Annotated in this window: 27 protein-coding genes; 10 read left to right on the plus strand and 17 right to left on the minus strand. The window is 41.8% G+C overall.

What is annotated here, in order from left to right; translation table 11 throughout:
• Positions 1-9: 9 nt before the first annotated feature.
• From DW083_RS17950 to DW083_RS17985, 9 genes are all read right to left on the minus strand, one after another.
• Entirely contained in the window at positions 10-1,017 is a 1,008-nt protein-coding gene (locus tag DW083_RS17950) for a DUF5106 domain-containing protein (protein ID WP_122333340.1), read from the minus strand.
• A complete protein-coding gene (locus DW083_RS17955; RefSeq protein ID WP_122333341.1) occupies positions 1,014-2,186 on the minus strand; it encodes a clostripain-related cysteine peptidase in 1,173 nt (390 codons plus the stop codon). The genes DW083_RS17950 and DW083_RS17955 overlap by 4 nt, the downstream gene beginning before the upstream one ends.
• Before the next feature lie 16 nt (positions 2,187-2,202).
• Positions 2,203-2,802 carry a DUF1566 domain-containing protein gene (locus DW083_RS17960; protein WP_122333342.1) on the minus strand — a complete coding sequence of 200 codons (600 nt, stop codon included), beginning with the start codon at positions 2,800-2,802 and terminating at the stop codon, positions 2,203-2,205.
• A 35-nt stretch (positions 2,803-2,837) separates the two neighbouring features.
• Positions 2,838-4,601: a DUF1566 domain-containing protein gene (locus tag DW083_RS17965; RefSeq protein ID WP_122333343.1), complete on the minus strand. Its 1,764-nt coding sequence runs from the start codon at positions 4,599-4,601 to the stop codon at positions 2,838-2,840.
• On the minus strand, positions 4,598-5,620 hold the full coding sequence (locus tag DW083_RS17970; RefSeq protein WP_122333344.1) for a hypothetical protein: 1,023 nt from the start codon (positions 5,618-5,620) through the stop codon (positions 4,598-4,600). The genes DW083_RS17965 and DW083_RS17970 overlap by 4 nt, the downstream gene beginning before the upstream one ends.
• Positions 5,621-5,645: 25 nt before the next feature.
• Positions 5,646-6,578 carry a FimB/Mfa2 family fimbrial subunit gene (locus DW083_RS17975; protein ID WP_158582139.1) on the minus strand — a complete coding sequence of 311 codons (933 nt, stop codon included), beginning with the start codon at positions 6,576-6,578 and terminating at the stop codon, positions 5,646-5,648.
• Positions 6,579-6,727: 149 nt separating this feature from the next.
• Positions 6,728-8,086, minus strand: a complete 1,359-nt coding sequence (locus DW083_RS17980) for an Mfa1 family fimbria major subunit (RefSeq protein WP_122333346.1) — start codon at positions 8,084-8,086, stop codon at positions 6,728-6,730.
• Positions 8,087-8,155: 69 nt separating this feature from the next.
• The gene (locus DW083_RS22040) at positions 8,156-8,410 is read right to left on the minus strand and encodes a hypothetical protein (protein ID WP_147382161.1); all 255 of its coding nucleotides are present in this window, start codon (positions 8,408-8,410) and stop codon (positions 8,156-8,158) included.
• A gap of 66 nt (positions 8,411-8,476) precedes the next feature.
• Entirely contained in the window at positions 8,477-9,508 is a 1,032-nt protein-coding gene (locus DW083_RS17985; protein ID WP_122333347.1) for a DUF3575 domain-containing protein, read from the minus strand.
• 303 nt (positions 9,509-9,811) lie between these two features.
• On the opposite strand from DW083_RS17985, the gene DW083_RS17990 reads away from it, so the two are divergent.
• Entirely contained in the window at positions 9,812-10,684 is an 873-nt protein-coding gene (locus DW083_RS17990) for a helix-turn-helix transcriptional regulator (protein ID WP_122126404.1), read from the plus strand.
• A gap of 346 nt (positions 10,685-11,030) precedes the next feature.
• Here the strand turns inward: DW083_RS17990 and DW083_RS17995 are convergent, their stop codons facing one another.
• From DW083_RS17995 to DW083_RS18005, 3 genes are all read right to left on the minus strand, one after another.
• Positions 11,031-12,230, minus strand: coding sequence for a phage integrase SAM-like domain-containing protein (locus tag DW083_RS17995; protein WP_370039368.1), 1,200 nt, complete (start codon positions 12,228-12,230; stop codon positions 11,031-11,033).
• Positions 12,231-12,547: 317 nt separating this feature from the next.
• Positions 12,548-13,510, minus strand: coding sequence for a nucleotidyl transferase AbiEii/AbiGii toxin family protein (locus DW083_RS18000; protein ID WP_370039359.1), 963 nt, complete (start codon positions 13,508-13,510; stop codon positions 12,548-12,550).
• A gap of 61 nt (positions 13,511-13,571) precedes the next feature.
• A complete protein-coding gene (locus tag DW083_RS18005; protein WP_122333350.1) occupies positions 13,572-14,180 on the minus strand; it encodes a DUF6088 family protein in 609 nt (202 codons plus the stop codon).
• 864 nt (positions 14,181-15,044) lie between these two features.
• On the opposite strand from DW083_RS18005, the gene DW083_RS18010 reads away from it, so the two are divergent.
• Positions 15,045-16,271: a site-specific integrase gene (locus tag DW083_RS18010; RefSeq protein ID WP_122333351.1), complete on the plus strand. Its 1,227-nt coding sequence runs from the start codon at positions 15,045-15,047 to the stop codon at positions 16,269-16,271.
• A 65-nt stretch (positions 16,272-16,336) separates the two neighbouring features.
• Here DW083_RS18010 and DW083_RS18015 read toward each other — a convergent pair whose 3' ends face one another.
• The 5 genes from DW083_RS18015 to DW083_RS18035 form a co-directional block, all read right to left on the minus strand.
• Positions 16,337-16,639 (minus strand): helix-turn-helix domain-containing protein, encoded by a 303-nt coding sequence (locus DW083_RS18015; protein ID WP_122333361.1) that lies wholly within the window; start codon positions 16,637-16,639, stop codon positions 16,337-16,339.
• Positions 16,640-16,645: 6 nt separating this feature from the next.
• Positions 16,646-16,942 (minus strand): DNA-binding protein, encoded by a 297-nt coding sequence (locus DW083_RS18020; protein WP_122333352.1) that lies wholly within the window; start codon positions 16,940-16,942, stop codon positions 16,646-16,648.
• Between the two features lie 247 nt (positions 16,943-17,189).
• Positions 17,190-17,483, minus strand: coding sequence for a helix-turn-helix domain-containing protein (locus DW083_RS18025; RefSeq protein WP_122333353.1), 294 nt, complete (start codon positions 17,481-17,483; stop codon positions 17,190-17,192).
• An 81-nt stretch (positions 17,484-17,564) separates the two neighbouring features.
• Positions 17,565-17,858, minus strand: coding sequence for a DUF3876 domain-containing protein (locus tag DW083_RS18030; RefSeq protein WP_122333354.1), 294 nt, complete (start codon positions 17,856-17,858; stop codon positions 17,565-17,567).
• Positions 17,845-18,159 carry a helix-turn-helix domain-containing protein gene (locus DW083_RS18035; protein WP_122333355.1) on the minus strand — a complete coding sequence of 105 codons (315 nt, stop codon included), beginning with the start codon at positions 18,157-18,159 and terminating at the stop codon, positions 17,845-17,847. The genes DW083_RS18030 and DW083_RS18035 overlap by 14 nt, the downstream gene beginning before the upstream one ends.
• A gap of 218 nt (positions 18,160-18,377) precedes the next feature.
• On the opposite strand from DW083_RS18035, the gene DW083_RS18040 reads away from it, so the two are divergent.
• The 8 genes from DW083_RS18040 to DW083_RS18080 all read left to right on the plus strand — a co-directional run bounded on the left by DW083_RS18040 (position 18,378) and on the right by DW083_RS18080 (position 23,577).
• Positions 18,378-18,914 carry a TetR/AcrR family transcriptional regulator gene (locus tag DW083_RS18040; protein ID WP_233552275.1) on the plus strand — a complete coding sequence of 179 codons (537 nt, stop codon included), beginning with the start codon at positions 18,378-18,380 and terminating at the stop codon, positions 18,912-18,914.
• 60 nt (positions 18,915-18,974) lie between these two features.
• The gene (locus tag DW083_RS18045) at positions 18,975-19,493 is read left to right on the plus strand and encodes a DinB family protein (protein ID WP_122333356.1); all 519 of its coding nucleotides are present in this window, start codon (positions 18,975-18,977) and stop codon (positions 19,491-19,493) included.
• Positions 19,494-19,607: 114 nt separating this feature from the next.
• The gene (locus DW083_RS18050) at positions 19,608-20,144 is read left to right on the plus strand and encodes a TetR/AcrR family transcriptional regulator (RefSeq protein ID WP_122333357.1); all 537 of its coding nucleotides are present in this window, start codon (positions 19,608-19,610) and stop codon (positions 20,142-20,144) included.
• Between the two features lies 1 nt (position 20,145).
• Entirely contained in the window at positions 20,146-20,604 is a 459-nt protein-coding gene (locus tag DW083_RS18055) for a DUF2867 domain-containing protein (protein ID WP_118317730.1), read from the plus strand.
• Between the two features lie 120 nt (positions 20,605-20,724).
• Positions 20,725-21,270, plus strand: coding sequence for an RteC domain-containing protein (locus DW083_RS18060; RefSeq protein ID WP_199653021.1), 546 nt, complete (start codon positions 20,725-20,727; stop codon positions 21,268-21,270).
• A 145-nt stretch (positions 21,271-21,415) separates the two neighbouring features.
• Positions 21,416-21,748: a helix-turn-helix domain-containing protein gene (locus DW083_RS18065; RefSeq protein WP_117707770.1), complete on the plus strand. Its 333-nt coding sequence runs from the start codon at positions 21,416-21,418 to the stop codon at positions 21,746-21,748.
• Between the two features lie 283 nt (positions 21,749-22,031).
• Positions 22,032-22,616 (plus strand): BfmA/BtgA family mobilization protein, encoded by a 585-nt coding sequence (locus tag DW083_RS18075; protein WP_122333359.1) that lies wholly within the window; start codon positions 22,032-22,034, stop codon positions 22,614-22,616.
• Between the two features lie 4 nt (positions 22,617-22,620).
• The gene (locus DW083_RS18080; protein WP_122333360.1) at positions 22,621-23,577 is read left to right on the plus strand and encodes a DUF5712 family protein; all 957 of its coding nucleotides are present in this window, start codon (positions 22,621-22,623) and stop codon (positions 23,575-23,577) included.
• The last annotated feature ends 137 nt before the right edge of the window (positions 23,578-23,714 follow it).

Here is a 23,714-nt window from a genome sequence, read left to right on the forward strand (position 1 = left end):
AATTATAAATTATATTCCGGCTGTTAATACCGGTATGATTTGTTCTATTACCGCGTCCCGAAGCAACACCCGTTTATTCTTGTCAAGCAGATACAGGGAAGGGATTGCACGGATAGCGTACAGTTTACTTTTTATTTTCTTCGCCGCCGTACCGTCGCAGGCGTTCAACCATGTGGGAGGGATAGCGGACCGGTAGGCTTTCCATGTTTCTATATCCTCGTCGGGATATAGGGCAAGAATCTTTAGCTTTCCGCTATTTACCAAATTGGTGACTTGCTCCGATTGCTGCAAAAATTCCCGTGTATGCCGACAGTCCGGACACTCCGGGTCATAGAAGAATAAAAGCGTATAATCGGCTTTTATCCCGTGGAGTGTTCCTTTTTTGCCGTTGGCAAGGGTGTAGGTGAAATCCGAGGCCACGTTGCCGGGGCGGTTCTTGTTTTCCTGCTCCAGTTGGAACGCCGGACGTACCTTGTAAATATCTTCTATCTGCTGATCCGCTATAATATGCTCCAGCACCACCCGATAGCGTTCCTCGTTCTGCATGGGGGAATTGGGGTCGTAAAGGTACTTTTCATACATTTCCGTAAACCAGCCGAAAGCGGCCTGCACGGGGCGGGCCTTGTCGAGTGTCCGGCCTATCGAGGTGTTGGCGGCGTCCGGGGACGCATAGGCCAATACATCCAGGTAGTCCGCAAATGCCTGTTCTATCTGCTCGTCGGTGAGCCTTGTCGTATCTGCGAAATCCAGGCTATCCCAATAATGAGCGACCAGGTAATCCGCACGGGTGGCGGGATCGGTCAGGGTTATGGGAATAGCGGGGAGCGTAAACGGCTTTACGGGTTTCGTTACCACGGCCTGCGGTTCTTCGGGTTGCCTGACCGCCAAGCGGCGGCAACCCAAAAGAACCAGCGATCCTGTGAAAAGGAGGACGCCGAAGCATCCGACCAACAGGGCTGACCAGACGCCGATCACGTCCCATTTATAGCGGGTTAGTATGTTTCTTTTTCCTTTCATTTTGTTGTTACGGCCTTATACCAGGCCAGGGTTTTATACACTTCATTCAGCCCCACGTACCGCTCCTGCGGTATGGAGGTTGTCAATCCACAGTGCGCCGCGATCTCAAAACCGCCGTAGGTCGGCATAAAAGCCGCGGTTGCCGTTTTCCATACGACGCACCTTCCGAGTGCCATTTCCAGGGTGGCGGCATCCAGCCCCGCTATCTCCCCACAATAGCTATTCTCCAGGTCGAAGAAAAGCCTGCCGCCGCCCCGGTCAAAGGCCTGTATGCCTGCCGTTCCGTCCATAGCGGGTAAACCTATTTCCCGCACGGCAGCGGCCAGGGCATCCAGTTCTTTCGTGTCGATCAAACTCAAAGTGAGCGAAGCGTAATCGTCCGGGCGGGTGGCATAATCCGCCTCCACCGTCCGGCAGAATCCCCGAAGGTCTGTCTGTTCCCGGTTGAGATACGGCAGCGCATCGGAGTAACACCGGGAGAATCCCGGCGAAACGATCTCCGCCGAGGACGCGACGATATACCGCGCCTTGTCTTTGAGCTCATAGGCCACCTCGACGCCTGCCATATAGCAAGCCTCGAAGATCACAAAGTCAAACATCCCGTCGGGGATCGCGGCGGCCAGGGCGGGGATTTCCATTTCCGCCGTGCCGTCTTTAACGACGGAGCGGGTGGCATCCGTGGCGGTGCGGGCAAAGTTCCCGGCTGGGTTTTCATACGCACCCTGCGGCAGCCAGCCCGTAGCGTGGGAGAACAGCACCAGCCCGTAGGAGGGCGTCGGGGAAAACTCCAGGACTTCCCGCAGGACGGAGGCGAAAACCTCCGCGTCCGCAGAATTGCTTTCGCTGTATTGCCTTACTACGTCCAGCGTATTGCCGCCTGGAGAGGCCACCACCTCCGCGAGCATGGGCGGTTCGTCTTTCGTATCGGTATAGATGAGGACACGGCACAAAGGCGATAGCGGAACGGCTTTTATCCGCGCGTTTACCTCCGGCGACAGGTTATTGTCGCCGCCCAGGTAAAACAGTACCGTCCGCACGGCCACCCGTTCCTGCTCATAGTCCGCCTTTTCACATCCCCAAAGCAACAGGCACAACGACAGAGCAAGTGCTCCCACCAGAAGGCGGGAGGCTCGGATGCCCGGATAGATATGTTGTTTTAGAATTGTCATTTTATGGTTTCCGGCTTTAATCGGTTACTTCGCGGACACAACGGACGTTGTAGTTGGATGTCTTTGTATTGGTAATAGCATTGCCTTGGTACAGTACGACCCATGATGTTGTTGCATCGCACTCAGTCGCACTCCAATAGCGGGTGCCACTGCCAAACAGAGTTCCTTGTGTCGGTAGTGTATTGAAGATGCTTTGCAATGCGGGTAAGAAAATATACATAAGCTGCAATTCTCGCTGGGTCGGTAGCCGCCATCTTCCTCCGTCATAGGTCGATTCTTTACACCCATTGAACCCCGAAGCCCAATTCATAACCATATTACCCGTATTATCCATTCCCCCTGTCGTATTCATATCATTAGGCGCAATTTCTAACTTTTGAAAAACTGTAGCATTGATAGAGCCAGTTTCAGTGTTTTCCGCTATTGGACCGTTGTTATTGCTTGGATCGGAAGTCCATTGTTTAGCTGTGTTAGTTATTGCCCCTCTTGGCATCCCGGCAGCTATCGTAAGTTCGAGAATTACTCGGTCACTTGCGTCCTTATATACTTTTTGGGCATATAACCCCGCCGGAGACATCAGCCCGACAAACAATACCATTAATAAAATCTGTTTCATTTACGTTATATCTTTATGATGTTACATAATACCCTTTAATCGGAAATTTCTCTGACGCACCGCACTCGGTAGCCTTGCCCCTTGTTGACGTAATAACTTGGCCTTGGTCCACTTATGAATGAAATAGGGTACGCGCCCGCAGTAGACTGCTCTGTCGAACTCCAATAGTAAGATGATGTGAACTGATAGTTACTATCGAAACTGGGGTGGATTACATAAACCGCAAGAAGCTGTTTTTGGGCTGGCAAATACCATTTAAAATTATCACTCTCCACTCCCGTTATAGTGTTGGCATTATCATTTTTACTGAAACAGGCATTAGCGGCACGATAGGTCGTTGACCTTAATTTATATGTATTACCTTTTCCATCAACGGGATCGGTTACATTGGTTGCTGTCTGATTTGTAGACCATGCGATTGCCGTTTCATCAGTAGACTGCACATACAACTTCCGCTCGAACTGCCATACTCCGTTAGCATCTGGTGCTAATTTTCCACCAAACCGCCCTACATATAGTGCATCCACAGCCGTAATCTTTACATCATACGTTGAACCGTCCGAAGTGTTGGTAAAGGTTATCGTGGCGATTTTACCCGATTTCGGAACACTGCTATCTTCCGCCATCATGTCGAAGGAAACCGTATTGCCCGTCGTGGTATTATTACCTCCCGTCTGACCGATAATACCTCGTCCGTTATTTTGCAGAATATCGTCCGGGTCTGATACCGCCGTTATCGTCCAGCCGAAATTTGCCCGGACGTTAAGGGTTTTCTGTTGGCCGTCCAGTAAGTAGCCGCCGTTGTTCACGTCTGACAACAAATTGTAATTGATCTGCCGCAGGAACAGGCTGGCCGAAGCATACGAAACGCCGTTTGTGGTCGTAAAATCCAGTTTAGATACTTTCTCCAGGAACGGGTTGCCGCCCTGTTTTTCGTCTAACTCGGCATCCGTAAACGCCGCAGGAGCCACCGTGTAGGTTATCGTGCCCGTGCCGCCGTTACCGCCCGTAACATTGCCGCCCGGTTCGCCCACGCCCGACGGGAAAGCGGCAGCGCCCACCGCAGCGTTGGTAACGGTCAAATCGGCGGCTTTAGGCTGCCAGTTGACCGTAAAGTTCTGCGAAGCAGGGGCCGTACCCGCCGCCGAAGCAAAGACGAGTTCCGTTATCGGCATCTTGCTGCTTCCGTCGCCATCCAATAGCTGAATACCCAGCGCCGGGGTAAGCGATTGCGTTACCTTCACCGGATAGCGGAGTCTTCCGGCTGCAATCCAGATAATCGCACTACGCTCCGTAGTGGTCTTATTTTCTTCAACCGTTAGGAAAACTTCCGCTGGATTGTCTGCCACGCCCTGATCCGGAGAAAGGTCGACCCAACCGACCTTGGTAGTCCCATCCGTTGCGTCTACAATCTTTTCTACATACCAGCCCGACTTGCCTGCTGTTGCGGTAGTCTTATAATCTGTCATAATGTTCAGTACGTTATCTTCCTCTTTGGATGTTTTTGCATCACGGGAAAAGAAATAGCTGTCCTGACTTACACTTAGTATATTCTGACCGTCAAAAACATTGTTACCTAATCCAGCTTCATTCCAGTATAGAGTTTCAGCAACCATATTAACCGACTTACTTTTATAGGCTACGTCCACCGATTCGTGTCCGCGCCCCTTTACATCGGTGATATTAACCACGTACTGATAATTACGAAGAATATCCCGCAAGGTCTTTCCGTCGCTTTCAAAGAAGTCTACCCGGTAATAGGTCTCGTTGGTATCATCACCGTACAGCCCGCCGATCACAAGGCAAGTTGCTTCATCCGATCTTCGTTTGACGGAGCCTTGGTCTCAAATGTATAGATAGCCCCTTTCATGGCAACATCCGGTGTTCCGGGCGCAGTGAAATCGGTGTATTCAATCGGCTCTTTCGAAAGAACTGCATCGGAAGGAACGGTTGGCTCTTCAACAAATAAATAACGTTGGCTGGTATTACGAATTTCTTCTTTTACTGCCGCTATCGACGGTACTACATGACCGCTTGTATTCGTATTGTAGAGGTGTACGCTTTTCATCTTGAATTTATTCGTAAGTCCCGATACCGTTTCATCCAACTGAACGTTTATCTTGGCAATCATACGGAGCATGGGGATAGCCATTGAAAGACTATTGGTGCTTCCCGTTATCTTTTCCGCACCGCTTTCCCCCCACATCGGGAAAGCGGTATAATTGGATGCGCTGATTACTTTCCAGCGATCTTCCGATGTTTCTAATGATACTTTCAGATTGGCCAGCATATCTGCCTTATCTTTACCAGTCCATGTGTTAGGGTCGCCCGTAAGAGCGGTTACCGCATCTTCGGCATTGGTAATGACTACGAAACGTTGGTCATAGTCCTTTACTTTTACTTTGACAGTAAAACTCTGCGAAGAAGTTCCTTCGGTATTCGCTGCTGATTTTATGCCGATTGCCGAATAATCGTAGGTTTCGCTCTTGATTGTACCGTTTTGTTCATATTCCACCTTGAACGCCAGCACATAAATATTATCGATTGCATTTTCTTGGTCTGTCTCTATCGCACGGCTTTGTGTCCCGGTTTGCGTTCCGGTAGGTGCGGCATAGGGAACGGCAATTAAAAAGTTCACTTCCCTATCCGTTTGGCTACCACCGGATTCCGAAGGATAGATTTCTTCTTCGGATATGCAGGAGGCAGCTAACCCCATCATACCCAGCAGCAATAAAGATATGGATTTACGCAGTCCGTTCCGCTTTTTACTGAAAGGGCCGGAAAAAACAGTCGTTATTCTTTCTATTCGTCTTTTCATTCTATATATTTTTTTATTTCATCTTTTAATAATCGGGGTACAGTTCATTACCAGAATCATTTACATTCCAGCCGTCCACTGTAACGGTAGCTTCCATGTTCGTGTCGAAGTCGAGCGTGATATGGAAAGTATGGCGGCGGTCAAAATTGACGGTCTTGCCTTCATACGCCTTTAAGATTAGCTGTATGAGATCTGTTTGTTGACCGGCATAACTGGGATACAGTGTTTCCCCGGTCGTTTTATTGACAAGGGTAAACTGCGGATTGCGGTTACTGCCAAGCCGAAGAACGGTCATCGTGCCATCCAGCACATCAGAGTTTGCCGGGAACAGTGCCCCGGTAGTATATTGGAACGCTTTACATGAAGCGTAATTATTGTCAAAGTCGTAGGAGCCGTTATCGTCGGCTATGCTGAACGAATAGGTGTTATCCGTCCGTTCCAACCCGTTTACTGTGAATATAAGCGTGTTGGTATTCTGTATTAAGTTGAAGTCGATTATCTGGTCGTTACCGGTAATCTCTTTGTTATCCACCTTTGAAAAGAGTAACCGGGGAAGTGTGAAATCCACTATCCGGTTAGCGGGTATATCCAAATTCATTGTGCTTTCTTTCTTGTCGGGTTTAACTACCGGAAAGTCTGCGAAAGCGGGCAGAGTGTAATAGGGTGCTTTTTCTCCCACCCACACCACGAAATTATAGGTGTCGGGAGCAAGGTCAATATCCAGTTCATATTCCCGACCTACCACAATATCATTACGGGAGGACATGGCTACAAACCGGTTGTTTCGGTCAAAAATATACAGGGTAGCTTTTTCCATAACCCCGGCATTGGACAGCCCCGTTTCGTCGTCCTCCGTATTAATCGCAAAGCGTACTTTTACAGATGCGCTTTGGGGCGGACACTCCGACAAATCCTCTTTGATGCAGGAGGAAAAGGCAAGCAGGGTACTTATAATCACAAGTACGGCAGTTATGTTATATAGCTTTCTTTGATTCATTTTTATTTACTTACATTTTTTCTGTGATTGCTTAAAAGGAACCGGACGGAAAGAGGGTACGGCCTGTTTTCCACCCGGCTTTTCTTTATTTACTTTGATATGTCAGACCTTTAGGGTTCCAGCTCATAATTAGAAAGAATCGGAGTGTTCCAATCCATAATATCAATATTCGTAGTGATATTGGTTTCTGCATCCGGCTTTTGAGTAGGATCTTTCACATCGGGCGTTGCGTTACCCGGAGCAACGATGCGGGTAATCTGACAGCGGAAAAATTCGTTGCGTACAACATCCCACTGGGCACCTTTTTTCCCGGTTTCTTTGTTGAGGTACATATTCCAGTAGCACAAGCCATTGGTATAAGTTACTTTCGTTGCATGATTATCGTTAGCGTAAGCGTCAGCTACAGTGGAATCGTAGAAATAAGCCGTACCCGAAGTGGCACTGGCTGTAACGGTATAGAATGTTTCTGGAGAAATTATGCTTAAATCACTCACTCGGTCTACAGTTTTATAGCTTCCATCGTGTGTGCCATTGGCATATACCGTAATCACATTCGGCATAAAGGTCGCACGTACCGTAACACGGGTAATTTCACCCATCGTTTTATCCTCCGAAGTGTTTTCAGCGGCATAGTGAGCATCGAGGTCTTTCACGTCAGCAACAGGTGTTACAACAGTTTTCCAATCCGCAGTTGTGGCTGCATCCGAAAATTCAGAGGACAGGTAGCTACCCGAAGCCCAGTTAGGATCTTCAAAATTTGGGGAAGCTTTTTGTACCAGGTAGGATCTTTCGTTGAAGTTGTTAATGGCAAACTCCAATGTGCCAAGTTCTCCTTCAACACCATCTTGTTTCATACCGGACGATTTTTCTACTGTTACCTTTGCCACCATACGCTGTACGGTTGCGATAATGGTGTTGCGCGAATCAGTTTCGTCAGCAACGAAATTAGCATCTACCACAGCAGTTGAGAACATCGGAATACCGTTTGTTAAATTCGTCAGTTGAGCACGGGTAAGTGTCTGGGCTGTCGTCAACACCTTGCTTAAAGTTTGATTTTCCAATCCTGTTGCTATCGCAGAGGGGAGGTTAATACCCACCAATATGGATTTAGGGCCCGTTGTGGTTGGAATCTTCTTTTGAGCTTCGTATAAATCACCGTTAGCAGTAGCCGCACCCTGCTGGAAATCACTTGCACCAAGATTTGTATGTGACAAATACGCACCACTGGAAGTATAGATATATACATCCACTCCTTTTACGGCCGCCTCAGCATCCGTTGCGTTCACATCCTCCGTTGTTGCACGTGTCTGCGGTGCATTCGTACTTGGGAAGTTAATGGAAACCTTCATGTAAGTTTCCGTACCGTTGTCGGTTTCTCCACCCGTTACCTCATCGTTATTAGAACAGCTTGTTAAGCCCAGCGTGAGGGCAGCGACAGCCATAATCGCATACTTGAATTTTACTTTCATCGTTTAAAAATTTAATTGTAAAAATTGTTTTTAACTTGTTACCAATCACTTATTTATTATTCATTGTTTCTATCTGTCTGTTGAGCTCCAGTAAACCCGGATGAACGTTCCGTTACGCAGTTTGGGGAAAAGATTCGTTTTCATATATTCCCAACTACGACCACCATTTAATTGGTGTAGCAGGGTTTGCCGTCCCGTTTGCGTCCGACTGTCCCATATCGGGCGGGTGTCGATTATCTCCAGCACTTCACGCTGTGAGGGAACATTACTGTCAGCGGCAACAAGCCGTCGTAATCCCTGCCAGTCTGCCGAGCCGTTATGCAAGAGTATCGTTTCCTTGCTTACCGGGGTGTTTGCCAGTATATAATCCCGGACGGCCGCGGCCCTTTCTCAGGCAAGTTGTTCGTTTACACTCGCAGAGCCTTCCGGTGAGGCAAAACCGGCAATCACAATACGGCAGATCTTGGTTTCTTTACTATTAACTATGCTTCTTACGGCATCAAGTAACGCAGCCAGTGTAGCGGCATTTCCGGCAAAATAGCTTTCGATTACGCTCTTATTGACGGGATAATAGACCGTAAGTACATTATCTCGCTCGTCATTATAATACCGTATGGGATTTGCCGGGTCAAATTCCGAGGCCGGAAGTACGAACGGGTATTTCTCGGACAGGATTTCGATTTCTGATTTCTCCGGCAGGATAGGTACTACCTTCGGTTCTGTTTCTTCCACAGGTATAACCGGTGTCGTTGTTTCAGAAACAACCTCCGGTATATTCAGCGGGGCAGGACTTACAGTGGCCTTTTTCTTCCCTCCAAAAGTATAGATAAGGGTTATGCCCGCTTTGGTAGGGCCAAAATAATGCCGGGTCGCGTCTCCCAGCTTCTTGCCGCAGGTTACACACTCGTATTTACTATAATTCAGATAAGCGTAGCCAACCCCTAAAGTGGCCTCCATTCCCCAATTACGGGTAAAGTTCCAACGATAGCCGTATGAAAGCCCCGCTCCGGCAAGCCAGCCCTGGAAGCGGTGTGTCGCCATATAGTCGGAAAAAATGGAATTTGGAAGGCCGCCTATGTTATAGTAGGCATAGTGCGCGTGGAGGCCGAGGAAGTGGCCGGAAAAGGTTTCTTTCGTCCAGTAACGAAACTCCGGCTGGATCAGTAAGTGCTTCCACTTGCGGTTATCGGAAAAACTGAACGGATTCCAGTTAGCCGACATATCGAACGAAGTACGCCTGCCCGTGCGAAACTCAACGCCCAAGTTCAGCGTACTTGTCGCATCGTACAGCAGGTTTGTCTTTATGCCGACCGCAGGGGGCGGACTGACAATTTTCTCCTGTCCGTGCACTTTCTGTATCACCAATAGAAAAACAAGGGTAAGAAATACCCATTGCCTTAAATACAATCTGTAATTCACCATTAAATATTTGTACTTTGTTTAATCTCTTGAATGAATAATCGTTACCGACACTTTAGAAGTGTGGGTAACAATTTTAGAGAAAATAATACGCCTTAAATATCAATCGCTTACATAGCTTTTAGTTTTAATAAAGCAAGGGCTTGTTAAATATTAGTAAAACATGGCGTTTGGATTCCGGCCATAAATAGCAGAGACGATAACCCGTAAGGGTTACCAATTACCGGGTTAATGGTAAGTCTTTGATGTAGATTCGGTTTCTTAATTTGTAAAACATTAGTAAAACAATCTAATAATCACATAGTTATGGATATTTTATATAAAGCGGAACATTTGGCTTGCCCTTACTACGAACAAGGGGAAAGGCCGGTTATTGAGGTGGCAAAAATGGTAATAGGAGAAAAGAAAAAATTGTCAGTTGCCAATAATGAGATCGTTTGCATGATTGAAGGACGGATGAGATTCTATTTCCTGGAAATTCGGACATACGAGGCTGTAAAGGGAGAGATTTTATTTCTTCCCGTTGGAGGCAATTATTCCTATGAGGCTTTGACAGAGTGCATGGTTGTGATTTTCAGAGTGCACAAGCCGATCCAATTTTGTGAAAATTATTCCATTGAAAAACTGTACGGAAACAATAAATTCATATCCCCGGAAGATTTTGATACACTGCCACAGACCGTACCTGCCGGGATTTTGGAAATCAATTCGCGGGTATGGTATTTCCTGGACGGGGTTATCGACTGCATAACGGACGGACTAAAGTGCCGTTGTTGGTTTGATTTGAAAGTCAAGGAATTATTTGCCCTTTTCCGTGTTTACTACACAAAGGAAGCATTATCATGCTTTTTCAATACGATACTCTCCGGAGACACGGCTTTTTCCGAATATGTCCGGCTGAACTGGCGGCTCTATCATTCTATTGATAAGCTGGCCGAGTCCATGAACTTGACCCGCAAACAATTCACAAAGCGATTTGTGAAAATATTTGGAGAACTACCTAATCGTTGGATGATAGAACGTAAAGCGCAGGCGGTACATAAAGAGATCACTTCGACAAAAAAATCATTCAAGCAAATAGCGATGGAAAACGGTTTTAATTCGGACACGGTATTCATTCGCTTTTGTAAAAAAGAACTCGGAAAAACGCCTACCGAATTACGGGAAGATGCGGAGTAAGGGAAAAAAGGTAAGGAGAAAGTGAAAAAAAGTCAGGTAGCGGTAAGGAAATAGTGCCTATTTTTGCACCCATTATGCTGACAAAGCACGAGTAGAGGGTATAAGGTATTCCCACACTTCTAAAGTGTCGGTAACGACACGATACCATAACTACAATACAAAGGTACTAAAATCTCAAAGTTCGGACTAATTGTTTCCCGTTTTAACACTCATGTGTAAATTATCGGTTTCTCTATAAGTATAGGCACATGACATCCTTAGCCTGCCCGTATAGCGACAGGCTTTAGTGGAAGTTTGGAATGATAAAACAGTTATCCTTTGTTCGTGCCGCGGCACTAAAAAGGACTTACCCGTAAACGGCGGATGTTATCTTGTCATTAGCTGAATCCAGCAGGGAGTTATCCAACTGATCCAGATAGATTAACGTCGTTTTCTCCGATTTATGTCCCAGGCACTCACTGATTACCCGCAAAGGTAAATCCTGCTGCTTACCCATATTTGCCCAGGAATGTCTGGCCCAGTGCGTACTTAGCTGCCGGGGAATGTCAGCCATGACAGCCAGTTTCTTCAACCGCAGGTTTTGAATACGCAATCCGTTCTCGTATTGCGGCCTGTAATCTTTTCCCATATCCCGTATTATGGGGAATAAAAAAGGTATTCCGGCGGTTTCCTTTGAAAAGCTGTCAATGATCGCTTTCATTTCGTTATTGACCTTCACCTCCATTTGCTGACCGGTCTTTTTACGTACATACTTGATAACCCCGCTTCGGATATTACTTTTCTGCAAATAGGCCAGGTCGATGAAGCACATACCGCGAGCGTTGAAACAGAAGGCGAAATAACGTTGCGCGGTGTAGAGTTTTTCCAGTTCGATGCGCTTTGCGTTATCCGGCTCCTGCTCTTTGACAAGGCCGTTCAAATCCAGAGAGAGCAGCTTTTGTACTTCTTCCAGCCTCAATGCACGTTTCATGGTTTTGGTTACACCGGTATATACCCCGGCAAACGGTTTCTCGTCCCGGCCGCGTATGATCTTCTCGGCAACCGCCTTGTTGTAAATCGCCCGCAGGTTCCGCATATAATACGAAATCGTATTGGGCATACAGCACGTTTTCAAGTATATCTCAAATTCCTTTATCAAACGGGCGTTGATCTCCCGCAAGGGAATATCCTGCCCTTTATTAAATTTGATAAGTCCGCGTGTTACGGTACGGTATGCGTTGGCGGTGCGGCCCTGCCCCAGCCGTTTGAGTTCAGACGCGAGCGTATCACAGTAACCCGAAAGCGTACTGTTGTCTTTTCGCTGGCGGTAGAGTCTTACTAAATCCTCCACGCTATACCGCCCTTGCTTTTCCAGCGTTTGCAAGTGGGTATTCAGTAACTCCACTTCATCGTTCACACGCCGCGCCAACAGTTCCAATGCGGCCAGGCGGCGGGGATTGTTGTCGGGGTAAATCACTTCCTGCGTTTCCTTGTTCCATTCTTCAGGATAAAGACGGCAGCCCGGAAGGGTTACGGTCTTTACCTGACGATTGTGAATTACACGCAGGGATAGGCTTCCTGGATGGTGGCTTCCTTTGTGGAAGGACGCAACACTAAATTCATGCTTGTCATACTAAATATTATATTAAAAATCAGTCACAAAAGTATAGTATGACCGCAACAAATATCTTCCTATGCCATATATAAAGACTTTATAATTAAAAGGTAAGGGGGTAGCATATCATCCTGTTACTTTTTTGAATAGACCATACCCATAACTCCGTTACCATGTATTTTGTTTTCGGTTACCTCCCAAACCGACTGGGCGGGCTGCCCCGGAAATGAGGCTATATCCTTTCCGAAGATTACTAATTACAGCAGATATTAAAGTTTACCAAGTCCTATCATCCGGAAGCGGGATTGCAATTCCTCGATACGGGAAACAAGGGCATCAAATGTGAGTTTGTCTCCGTAAATCATAGAGGCTTTCATTGCTTCGTAGTCGGTACGCATTTTGTCGCGGATTTCTCCAGTGGGGCAGAAAGCGATTGTCGTAGGGAGATTGAGATTGTAGTTCACACCTCCTACATGGTAGAAGCGGCAACGGTGCGCTATAATTTCCTGATAGAGTAACATATCGGCAAGAGCTACTGTGGCGAAGGGGGTATTCATCAGTCGTTCCAAGTCGTAGAGGTGACGGCTCATACGTTCGGTACGTGGGTTCTTACGTTGATACTCCTCGTTGAGCAGGAATGCTTTTTCGAGAAATGTACGGGTCGGGCTAATCGTCGGTATATCGGCCGCTGTCTCGTTATCGATTTGAGGAAATTTATCACCGACAAGAGAAGTTATGCGCTTAACTTCATAAGGTTCTTTCATCGAGAGGCAGCTAACTTCGATTTTTATTATCGGACGCACATACAGGTCGGATTTAAGTCTCGGTATATAATGTACCTCTATCACAACCGGGTCGCTGTCATGGTCGATAGGTGTGCCATCGTCCTTATGTGTCACCGGTAATACTTTACACTCAAGACCAGCTTCGTCAAGTCTCGTTTTCAGTTCATCAACGAACTCTCCTATAATGTAGTCACGGTTAATGATGCGCAAATTCTTAACTTGGTTATTTGTCGCAGCCTTTGCGCACTCTTTACCAAGTTCGACCAAGTAGAAGTCACGATATAAGGCTATGTCAATGTCCTCTGAAAATCGGTCAATTAAATTCCAGCCTTTGCTCAAACTTGTACCGCCTTTGAAAAACATATATGGAGCAGGAGACAGCGTAAATAACGCTTTGAGAACGGCGGTTACCCACCAGTCTTTTTCTACTGCACCTTCGCTTATCATCTTTTCCTCGGCAACAATATGTGCAGATTGCTGTCGATCAGGACCCGATGCGTCAATCCATTTACTCATGGTCGTATATCTTCGCTTTAATATTGATTATTATTAACCTTATCCAGTTTGGTGCGTGAGCAATATCTTCTTGCCATGTATTTTCTTCCGGATTCTTTTTCAGCACACCGTACACAACATCGAGTGTCTTATCGGTAATGTTATCTTGCCCAATGGATTGTAATGCCAATACAAGAATCGGCAAAATTTTTCCTTTATAGGCGAAAGTGCTTGGAACACGATGTTTGAATGTTATCGTGCGATTCCCGATTTTTAGTTTTCTCGAAGTACCGGAGGTCAGATATATTATGTTCATCGGCACCTGTGTCGAGAAGCCGAGATAGTTTTCGGCTGTCGTACCATGAGGCAATAATTGGGCGTCATCACGTTTGGCCACAGCCTCAGCTATTTCATATGGCGTCGGCATCACCGGCCCGAAACTCGACATTACAGGTTTTACGTAAATACCGAATGCCACCCTCACAAGTTTCCCGGCTTTGGCTAGTTCTGCTAAAACATTTGCTGCATGACGTGTGTCAATAGGCATAAAACTGTCAGGCAAGAAGATAGTACCCTTCTTGCTTCGGTTTATCTTTGATATGATAGCCTGCTTCTGTTCCATATTCGTGCCTCAAAAATGAAAATAAACATGTTATTTTCATTTTTATGGAATACAAATTTAGGCATTTACTTCCAATGTACCAAACGATTATATCGAATATTTGGTAATTTCACATATAAGATAATTAGACGCTCATTTAATAGCCTTTTTGAGTTGGCTCCGTTTAAGGTTGGGAAATCATTCTATATGTGAGATCGCTACAATACTCTACGGTGTCACCATCGAACCTTATTTATATATTGCTGCCTCTCATCTGTTCTTCTATAAGTCTGATATCAACCTCCGTTCTGTTAATTATTCGTTTTTTGAAGCCATATAGAATCTATATTGCCACTGTTCTAACGTTTAACTCGTATAATATTGACAACCGATGAGTAATAAATACCTTTATTAATTTAATTGATCAGTTTTCTCAGTTAGGGAAAAGATTGCTATACATAAAAACAATTTTTCATTGATAATCAGATATTTTTCTTTATCTTTGTATCGTATTGGAAACGGAAACAGTATTGCCAAGCAAAACACCGAAAAAAGCACTATGTTCATTCATTTGCGCGGTTGTTTTGATACTCTATAAAATATTATTAATGTGACAGTTACCAAAAGGAATCCCGTTCTGGTGGCACCACTTTTAAAAGACTTCAAATTTGGTAAATCCCTGAAAATTAAACATTTCAGGGATTTTCTTTTTCTCCTAATCCGCATATTTTCGGCAAAATAACGCACTTCCGTAGTGCTAAATCGTGGACAATTTTAGTCTCGAAAAAAATGTCCACGAATTGTACCGTAAGTCGTTGATTGTCTTATCGTTTGATTCTTGCTATTCTGCACGATTCAGTAACTTTAAACATTAATTTTTAGAGTATGAAACGACAGACTTTCAACGTGCTGTTCTTCATCCGCAAAACAAGAACAGTAAAATCAGGTGAAACACCTATCATGTTGCGGATAACTATTCAAGGCCAATTAGCTGAAATGCAGCTAAAACGAACCGTTAAGCCTGAACTCTGGTCACAAGCCAAAGAACGGTGTACAGGTAAAGATTCTAAATCAGTAGAAGTAAACCGTTATCTGGAATCGGTAAAATTACGCTTGTATGAGATTCATCGGACTTTGGAAGATGAAAACAAACTTATTAATCCGATGGAAATCAAAAGACGTTTTCTCGGGCTGGATGAAAAGCATAAGATGTTCTTCGAGGTATTTCAAGAACATAACAACAAATGCAGGGAACTGATCGGCAAGGATTATGCAAAGGTCACTATCTCCCGTTTTGATACATGCTTGAAGTATTTTAAAGAAATGCTTCTAAAACAGTACCATCTAAAGGATATTCCGATGAAAGAAATAAATAATGCCATTATTCAGGATTATATTCATTTCTTGAAATCAAAAAAGAATCTGCAAGAGAATACCGTTATCCGCTACATGAAAGTAGTCAAGAAGATTACAAACATGGCTCTTGCAAATGACTGGATAGATAAAAATCCGTTTATGAATATCCACTTCCATGAGCAAGAAGTACACAAAGAGTTTCTAACCAAAGAAGAATTAGAAATTTTACGAACTAAAGTTTTCAATGTACCACGTTTGGAATTGGTACGTGATATTTTCTTATTCCAGTGTTGGACTGGATTAGCGTTCATTGATGTATCGGAATTGAAACCCGAACATTTAGTAACAGATAATGAAGGTAACATCTGGATAAGAAAGGCTCGCCAAAAGACAAAAATCATGTGTAACATTCCACTTTTGGATATTCCGTTAGCTATATTGGATAAATACAAGGGCTATCCGCTTTGCGAAAAGAAAGGTACATTATTACCCGTTCCATGCAATCAAAAGGCAAACAGTTATTTGAAGGAAATAGCTGATTTCTGCGGAATTAAGAAGAACCTGACCACTCATACAGGGCGTCATACTTTTTCGACTGTAGTTACGTTAGCTAATAATGTTTCATTGGAAAATGTATCTAAGATGCTCGGGCATACCAATACGAAAATGACACAACGATACGCTAAAGTATTAGATCAGAGTATTCTCCGAGATATGCAGAATGTACGGGAAAACTTCTCTCCTAAAACCACCTAAAGATGAAAACGGCTACCCAATCCATTCGGACGGTAGCCGTTTATCTATCTTCATTATATTAAAAGCTAAAGAGAATAATCTTCTATATTATAGGCAGAACGAAACCTATCTTCCAAAACCTTCCTAATATCCGATTCACGAAACAGCACTTTACCCGGAAGTTGAATAAAAGGGAAAATACCATCATCCCGATAATACTGTAAAGTCCTACGGCTAATTTTGAGTATAGAACAAAGTTCTTCGCTTGTTAGATACCGTTCACCCTCAAACATGGGTTTATTATTCTTCAATGCATATTCTATATAAGGTAAAGCCCTATCAAACGATTGCAATAATTCTTGGCTATCCTCATTCGTGTACAAATCCATAAGCAATTATTCTTTAATGGTTACTTTTATTCTACCTGAATCCAATAATTTTTGTACTTCGGCAACCTTATAATATACTTTCTTGCCAACAGTCGAAAAAGAAAGTTTGCCGTTCTCCCGTAAAGACTGTAATATTCGCAGAGAAATATTTAGCGAAACTGCCAATGTCTTGCCTTCTATCCATTCTTTCTCAATACACATATCAGAGGGAGATAAAGAAGTATTATTTGCCAATGATATAATCTGTTCCAGCTTCTTTCTAAAAAAATCGAAGGAAACTCTTTCTATTGCTACTATATCCATATATAAATTACTTTTCAAAATTCATTTTCTTTTAAAGCAAGTTTTTCAGAACTCAATATGAAACATTGACAAAGGTAAGTTCCGCATTTAGCCTGTTCAAGTCCAAGCCTTCGGTTTAGATGAAAATCTTCCTCTCACTATGTTCGAGCGTATTTTCATCTAAAGACTTGCACAGACTAAATACTTCACTGGAAAAGTCAATGATTCAAATTAAATTCCGAAAAACAATGTTTTTGAGAGTGGTAGGTTATTCTTTCCAACTTTCAAAGTAGTGCTTTTGGAGCAGTTTGTCAAGATCACTTTGGCGGTAGATAATTTTGCCTTTTATCTGGATGAAGGAGATTAATCCCGTATCTCGCCATTCTTGCAAAGTTCGCAAACTGACATTCAATTTCTTGGAAACTTCATGGTTAGAAAGAAAACGCTCTCCGTTCAGGTGGGGCTTGTAGTGCTTTACTATAGCTTCAATACCATTCAGCATTGAATCAAGCGAAAAAATAAATTCTTTGACTTGCGGTGTATCTTTATTTATTAGTTCCATGATTGAAAAATTGTTTTATTGAAATATTGATTTCAAGATTGCTAGATAGCTAATCAGTTATATGATTAGTTGGTTAATAAGTTAGTTACGCAGATAGTCACCCAGAGACGAAATGCTAAGTACATCTTTTGCCGGATCATAATCAATATAGAGCCGTTTAGATACAGTGGCAATAAAATACCGACTACCATCTTTTTGTATCTCATACGTAGCGGGCGAAGCCTGTTTGGTAGTTTCCGATACATATATAATAGAAAGCAGATAATCTTTGTCGTTCCGGTAGATGATAACCGTAGGATTCAGATTAACGCTTTCCCATGTGCCGACAATGGAAAACAGGTTGAAGGTCGGATAATCTTCTTTAGTTCTTTTCATAAGGCGTAATTTGTTTGGGTGATTGATTCTGTGTTTCACTGTCTGCAATAATTCTTTTAATATCAGCAGATTTATAATAAATCTTACTGCCTATTTGAGAATAAGCCAATCTTCCACTACTCCGGTAATACTGTAACGTTCGTTTGCTAAAGCCCAACAACAGGCACACTTCCTGACTATCCAGCCAGTTTTCTACTTTTGGGGTATGAGTGCTGCACAAACTTTCTATCCGTTTGGCAAATTCTGTGAACCGTTCGCAGACATACGAAAATGTTCTTCTTTCGATGGTTACTACTTCCATACTTTTCAAATTTAAATGGTTTATAAAACGTGTTGATTCTATTTTCACCAGCAAATGAAAGAAGAATCAAGAGCCGTTTTCAAAACTGTCTGAAAGTGGTATGAAGTGGTTATAACTGACCGAATAAATGAAGATAGAAATTATACACTGTGAACATACAAGATGTTAAAATTGCCCATTTTATACTTACTACTAAGTAAATTGCATATATTTGTGCCATGAATGATACTAGAAATGAAATAATAAGATTAGGAAGTGAGTTAATTCGCTCTATTGGCTACAATTCTTTTAGCTATGCAGACATATCTAAAGCGTTGAATATAAAGAATGCAGCTATTCATTATTATTTCCCTTCAAAGTCAGATTTGGGAGTAGAGATAATAAGAAGAAATCTAAATGCTTTCAACGAGCTAACTAAAACATGGGAAAGTTTGGATTACAAATTACAGTTTTCCAATTATATTCATATGCACGATAGTTTTATCAAGAATCATTGGGTTTGTATAGTTGGCTCACTTTCGCCATCTTATGACACTTTACCTGAAAACATGCAGAAAGAGTTACAGGGATTGGTAAACACAATTCTAAAATGGCTTACAGCTTTATTAGATAATGGCTTAAAAAATAATGCTTTTTCATTTACGGAAACACCTAGAACAAAGGCTTTCATGGTTCATTCCGCATTGCTATCTTCTTTGCAAATGAATAAAGTATTAAAAATGATGTGTATAAGTCAATACAGGAGGGATTATTAAATATCTAATATTTTTTTGCCCCAACAACTTACTTACTAATAAGTATATAAATTTATAAAAATGAAAAGAATTGATTTTTTAAGAGAACAGATTATCGAATCGAGAAATTTTGTAAATCGTTTGATTTCCGAAATACCACAAGATTTATGGTACACAATTCCTCAAAACACAGATTCAAATTTTGCTTGGCAAGTTGGACATTTAATGATTAGTCAAAACTTCCATGCTATCACATGTATCACAGGAAGAAATACTAAAATCACAGAATTGATTCCCATCGTTGATTATGTGAAAATCTTTAATGGCATGGGAACTCTACACAGGTCAGTAGAAAAAAACTTGATCCCAACATATGAGCTAAAAGAACAGTTTGATACCCTCCACGAAATATGCATAGATAATTTATCACAATTAAATGATGATATATTATTTGAGCAATTAGAACCTATTCCGTTTAAACATCCGGTAGCTAATAATAAATATGAAGCATTATCTTGGTGCTTCAAACATGAAATGTGGCATAGTGCAGAAATGGAAGAACTAAAGCGTATGCTCGGCTATCCTATCAAATGGCTATAAAGATAGTTGTATCTTAAATACAGGAAATGATAATAAAAGAGACAGGCAAGCTATTGTTTATTCTAATAAAGTGATTACATTTGCATACCATACTATATGGTATGTATTTAAATTATGAAGAAAGTAGATAAAAAGCAATGGTTCGTGACAGGACTAACAGTTTTGGAAAAAGAAGGATTTGCAAGAATCACGATAGATAATCTATGCGGATTATTACAAATCACCAAAGGTGCATTCTATCATCATTTCAAAAACATAGACGGCTATGTGGATGCATTGATGAAGTATTGGTTGGAAGTAAACACATTTGAGTTTATTCGTGAAGTGGATAAATTGAACACTCCCAAAGAACAACAGCAGAAATTGGCTGATATGGCAGCATACGCTTCTATCCGGAACGAAAGTGTAATACGGGCGTGGGGGTATTCCAATCCAATTGTACGAAATTATGTAGCGCAAGCGGACAGTATCAGGCTGGAGTATGCAAACAAACTGAATGAAGCAACTGGATTGGATGCTAAACAAGCAATGGATTTGGCGATAATACAATATTCCATGCTGATTGGCATGCAACAAGTTTGCTCGGATCTATCAGCAAAACAGTTTAAAGAGTTGCAGGATATGGTTATCAATAAATTTAAAAAGCAATAAGATGAAAAATATACCAACAAACAGCTTGATTGAAAAGTATCTTCCTGCCGATTATGTGGATTCTTATTCAAGAGAAATAGTTTGTAATCAGAAAATAACACCTGAAAAATTTCGTAATTTAGCTTTTAACCAACTTCCTAAATGGATAGATTGGTTAATGAATTTACGAAACGCTATTGTAAAACCATTGGGATTGGATACAAAGAGTAGATTTACAAATATGGTGTCTGATAAAAATGAGCATGAAGAGATTTTTGGAATGCCTGACAGCCACTTGGATTTTCATGTTTCAATGTGGTGTAGTGAGTATAAAGATGGCAAACAGGAACTTAAGATTACAACTATTGTGAAATATAACAATAGGCTTGGACGAATGTATTTTTTCTTTATTAGACCATTTCACAAAATTATCATTTACTCTCTATTGAAACGAATAAAGAATAAATATGAACGGCAATAAACGAAACGTATAACACATGTTTGATTGCTTATGCCAAAATGGAGCCTTTCAGATCAAAATATATATAGTCTTCTCAACTCTTCTTGCACAAAAGAAAATTTTGATGAAGCCCAACTACTTATGGCATATAGAGAATTTGTTGAATCTGTAATTACCTTTTTGAATAATGAATCAGATTACAAAACTTTAATTAGAGAACTAAATCTTACCTACATAGAATTTGAGGCACTAAAAAATAGTTTAGAAATCAGAAGAGATTTCTGTTATGAAACAAAAAGTATAACATGCAATAAGATACTTTCATTTATTAATAAAGAACTAGACCTACTCCATCATCAAATGGAATTTCCCAAATTCTTTATTAACATTGAAGCTGGATGGAAATCTACCTTACACCTAAATAAAGATATTGCAAAGTACATCGACATAATGGAAATCGTATGTGGACTTTATTATCTAAAATGTATTACAACGGTTGATGGTAAGGAAATACATTTCAGTGATTTAGCAAATGCTTTTGAAAAGCTGTTTAACATAAAATTCAGTGATATTTATAAAAAAGAAGAAGAGGTTATCAAACGTAAGCCTGATAAACGAACAGCCTTTTTAGATAAGCTAAGAGTCGCTATTATCGAAAAGTGTAAAGAAGAGGGATATTTTCCATAAAATCAAAATACAGATATTCAGACTATTAATCATAATTTATCGGGGAATGGGTGATCTATTCCCCGAACTTATTTGCAGCCATTTTTAGAACTTTGCTTCATCAATCGATTGAAAATCATTAATGTTCAACTTAAAATGAAGCAAAATGTATATAGACAATGAAAACTTCGAGAAATGGATGGAGAAACTTTCCAAAAAACTCACCGAGATCGGGCAAGACCTGAAATCTCTTATCAATACTGACACTGTATTCGATGAAAATGAGAAGCTGTTAGATAATCAAGACTTAGCCTTTTTACTAAAAGCATCTTTCAGAACCCTACAACGCTATCGGGCAAAAGGTGTACTTCCCTACTTTAACATTGGACGGAAAACGTACTATAGAGCCAGCGACATCCGGGCTTTTGTTCGTGAGTATGCCGATTCTCAAACCTACAAGCAGTTCGAAAAAGCCAATCAGTTAGAGAATCAACCCTGATAGCAAAAAGCAGCAGAGGAAAGAAGCCTATGTCCGGACTATTCCTCTGTGCTACTACCCCGATTTAGCAGAAACTGCTTCACCTATCGGTTCAGCCCGTTTCACTAAATCGAGCAAGAGGGAACTGGACTAGTCCTGTTCTTCCCTCTTGCCCTGCGGGGCAAAGCTTCGGCTTTAGCGTGTTACAAGAACACGCTGTAATGACACCTGTAATAAGCATTTTCTTTGCAATGCTTATTATCAGGTATTTATCTATTCATATTTCTATAAAAAAGTAATTACCATGCCAAATAGCAGTCGAAAAACGATATTCACTACCATTTCCATAGACAAGGAAACGGCAGCTTTAGTAGAAAAGATATGCAAACGCTATTTACTGAAAAAGAGTGAAGTTGTAAAATTGGCGTTCGGGTATATAGATAAGGCGCATATCAACCCGTCCGAAGCACCAGAATCTGTGAAATCGGAACTGGCAAAAATAAATAAGAGGCAGGATGATATTATTCGCTTCATCCGTCACTACGAGGAAGAACAACTGAATCCCATGATACGGGCTACAAATTCTATCGCTTTGCGTTTCGATGCCATTGGCAAAACTTTAGAAACTCTAATTCTCTCCCAATTGGAAGCCAGTCAGGAGAGACAAACAGCCGTGCTTAAAAAGCTAAGTGAGCAGTTCGGCAATCATGCTGATGTAATAAATAACCAATCCAAACAGATTAACGCACTCTACCAGATACACCAACGAGATTATAAAAAGTTGCTTCAACTGATACAACTCTATTCGGAGTTATCGGCTTGTGGTGTGATGGATAGCAAAAGGAAAGAGAACTTGAAGACCGAAATCAGCAATTTAATAAATACATAAGACTATGCACATAGATTTTGCTCCACCATCAAACGGAATATATAATAATGCAGGAAGTAGCCGACAGCTAGCTAATTATTTAGAGCATGAAGATTTAGAACGAATGGAGAAAGGTCTTTATACTGATGGCTTTTTCAATCTGATAGGGGATAATATCTATAAATCAAAAGTGATAAAGGATATAGATAGTAATATCGGACAACTCCTGAAAACAGATGCTAAGTTTTATGCTATTCATGTCAGCCCATCGGAAAAGGAACTTCAAGCGATGGGTAATACAGAACACGAACAAGCTGAATCCATGAAGCGGTATATCCGGGAAGTGTTTATTCCTGAATATGCCAAGAACTTCAACAAAGGACTAACAGAAGCAGATATAAAGTTTCATGCCAAAATTCATTTTGACCGTAACCGTTCGGATAATGAACTAAATATGCACTGCCATTTGATTGTCAGCCGGAAAGACCAAACCAATAAGAAGAAACTATCTCCGCTTACTAATCATAAGAACACCAAGAAAGGAACGGTAACAGGAGGTTTTGATCGTGTGAACCTGTTCCAACAGGCAGAGCAGGGGTTTGATAAACTTTTCAGCTACGACCGCAAAAAAAATGAATCATTTGATTACCACAACACGATGAAGAACGGTTCTATCCCAGAACAATTCAAACTACATGAACAAGAATTTCAATCCAACGAAAGAGAAACAACAATCACCTTTCATAGTAGTCAAGAAAACTTAGTTTCTATCAATCTTGAAAACAAGGAAGCTAATAATCATAATTTCAAATTAGATACCTATGTTGTCACCAAACAAAAAAATGACACTTCTTTCAACCACAGAGACAATAAAACATATTGTTCACTCATACCTTCCATCCCATTAGGGATAGATTATTCTTTAAATCACGAAGAACAAATTTCCAAATCTAAAAAAAAGAAAAAACAGCGGAAGTTGTAATTTCAAATTTAGCACAAGTAAAACCTTACAAAATGGGTTTTCAATCAAAACTTATCTTATTATTATTCGAAAAATCACTAATACAAACTAAATGAAACTTTGCGAAAAATCACTAATACAAACTAAATGAAACTTTG

It is taken from the genome of Parabacteroides sp. AF48-14, from assembly GCF_003477465.1.
In the GTDB taxonomy this organism is placed as follows: domain Bacteria; phylum Bacteroidota; class Bacteroidia; order Bacteroidales; family Tannerellaceae; genus Parabacteroides; species Parabacteroides acidifaciens.

Bases quoted from the DNA above. Each gene is read 5' to 3' on its own strand.
- DW083_RS17950 (WP_122333340.1), bottom strand. From the start codon at position 1,017: ATGAAAGGAAAAAGAAACATACTAACCCGCTATAAATGGGACGTGATC.
- DW083_RS17955 (WP_122333341.1), bottom strand. From the start codon at position 2,186: ATGACAATTCTAAAACAACATATCTATCCGGGCATCCGAGCCTCCCGC.
- DW083_RS17960 (WP_122333342.1), bottom strand. From the start codon at position 2,802: ATGAAACAGATTTTATTAATGGTATTGTTTGTCGGGCTGATGTCTCCG.
- DW083_RS17970 (WP_122333344.1), bottom strand. From the start codon at position 5,620: ATGAAAAGACGAATAGAAAGAATAACGACTGTTTTTTCCGGCCCTTTC.
- DW083_RS17980 (WP_122333346.1), bottom strand. From the start codon at position 8,086: ATGAAAGTAAAATTCAAGTATGCGATTATGGCTGTCGCTGCCCTCACG.
- DW083_RS17985 (WP_122333347.1), bottom strand. From the start codon at position 9,508: ATGGTGAATTACAGATTGTATTTAAGGCAATGGGTATTTCTTACCCTT.
- DW083_RS17990 (WP_122126404.1), top strand. From the start codon at position 9,812: ATGGATATTTTATATAAAGCGGAACATTTGGCTTGCCCTTACTACGAA.
- DW083_RS18000 (WP_370039359.1), bottom strand. From the start codon at position 13,510: ATGATAAGCGAAGGTGCAGTAGAAAAAGACTGGTGGGTAACCGCCGTT.
- DW083_RS18005 (WP_122333350.1), bottom strand. From the start codon at position 14,180: ATGGAACAGAAGCAGGCTATCATATCAAAGATAAACCGAAGCAAGAAG.
- DW083_RS18010 (WP_122333351.1), top strand. From the start codon at position 15,045: ATGAAACGACAGACTTTCAACGTGCTGTTCTTCATCCGCAAAACAAGA.
- DW083_RS18015 (WP_122333361.1), bottom strand. From the start codon at position 16,639: ATGGATTTGTACACGAATGAGGATAGCCAAGAATTATTGCAATCGTTT.
- DW083_RS18020 (WP_122333352.1), bottom strand. From the start codon at position 16,942: ATGGATATAGTAGCAATAGAAAGAGTTTCCTTCGATTTTTTTAGAAAG.
- DW083_RS18025 (WP_122333353.1), bottom strand. From the start codon at position 17,483: ATGGAACTAATAAATAAAGATACACCGCAAGTCAAAGAATTTATTTTT.
- DW083_RS18030 (WP_122333354.1), bottom strand. From the start codon at position 17,858: ATGAAAAGAACTAAAGAAGATTATCCGACCTTCAACCTGTTTTCCATT.
- DW083_RS18035 (WP_122333355.1), bottom strand. From the start codon at position 18,159: ATGGAAGTAGTAACCATCGAAAGAAGAACATTTTCGTATGTCTGCGAA.
- DW083_RS18040 (WP_233552275.1), top strand. From the start codon at position 18,378: ATGAATGATACTAGAAATGAAATAATAAGATTAGGAAGTGAGTTAATT.
- DW083_RS18045 (WP_122333356.1), top strand. From the start codon at position 18,975: ATGAAAAGAATTGATTTTTTAAGAGAACAGATTATCGAATCGAGAAAT.
- DW083_RS18050 (WP_122333357.1), top strand. From the start codon at position 19,608: ATGAAGAAAGTAGATAAAAAGCAATGGTTCGTGACAGGACTAACAGTT.
- DW083_RS18055 (WP_118317730.1), top strand. From the start codon at position 20,146: ATGAAAAATATACCAACAAACAGCTTGATTGAAAAGTATCTTCCTGCC.
- DW083_RS18060 (WP_199653021.1), top strand. From the start codon at position 20,725: ATGGCATATAGAGAATTTGTTGAATCTGTAATTACCTTTTTGAATAAT.
- DW083_RS18065 (WP_117707770.1), top strand. From the start codon at position 21,416: ATGTATATAGACAATGAAAACTTCGAGAAATGGATGGAGAAACTTTCC.
- DW083_RS18075 (WP_122333359.1), top strand. From the start codon at position 22,032: ATGCCAAATAGCAGTCGAAAAACGATATTCACTACCATTTCCATAGAC.
- DW083_RS18080 (WP_122333360.1), top strand. From the start codon at position 22,621: ATGCACATAGATTTTGCTCCACCATCAAACGGAATATATAATAATGCA.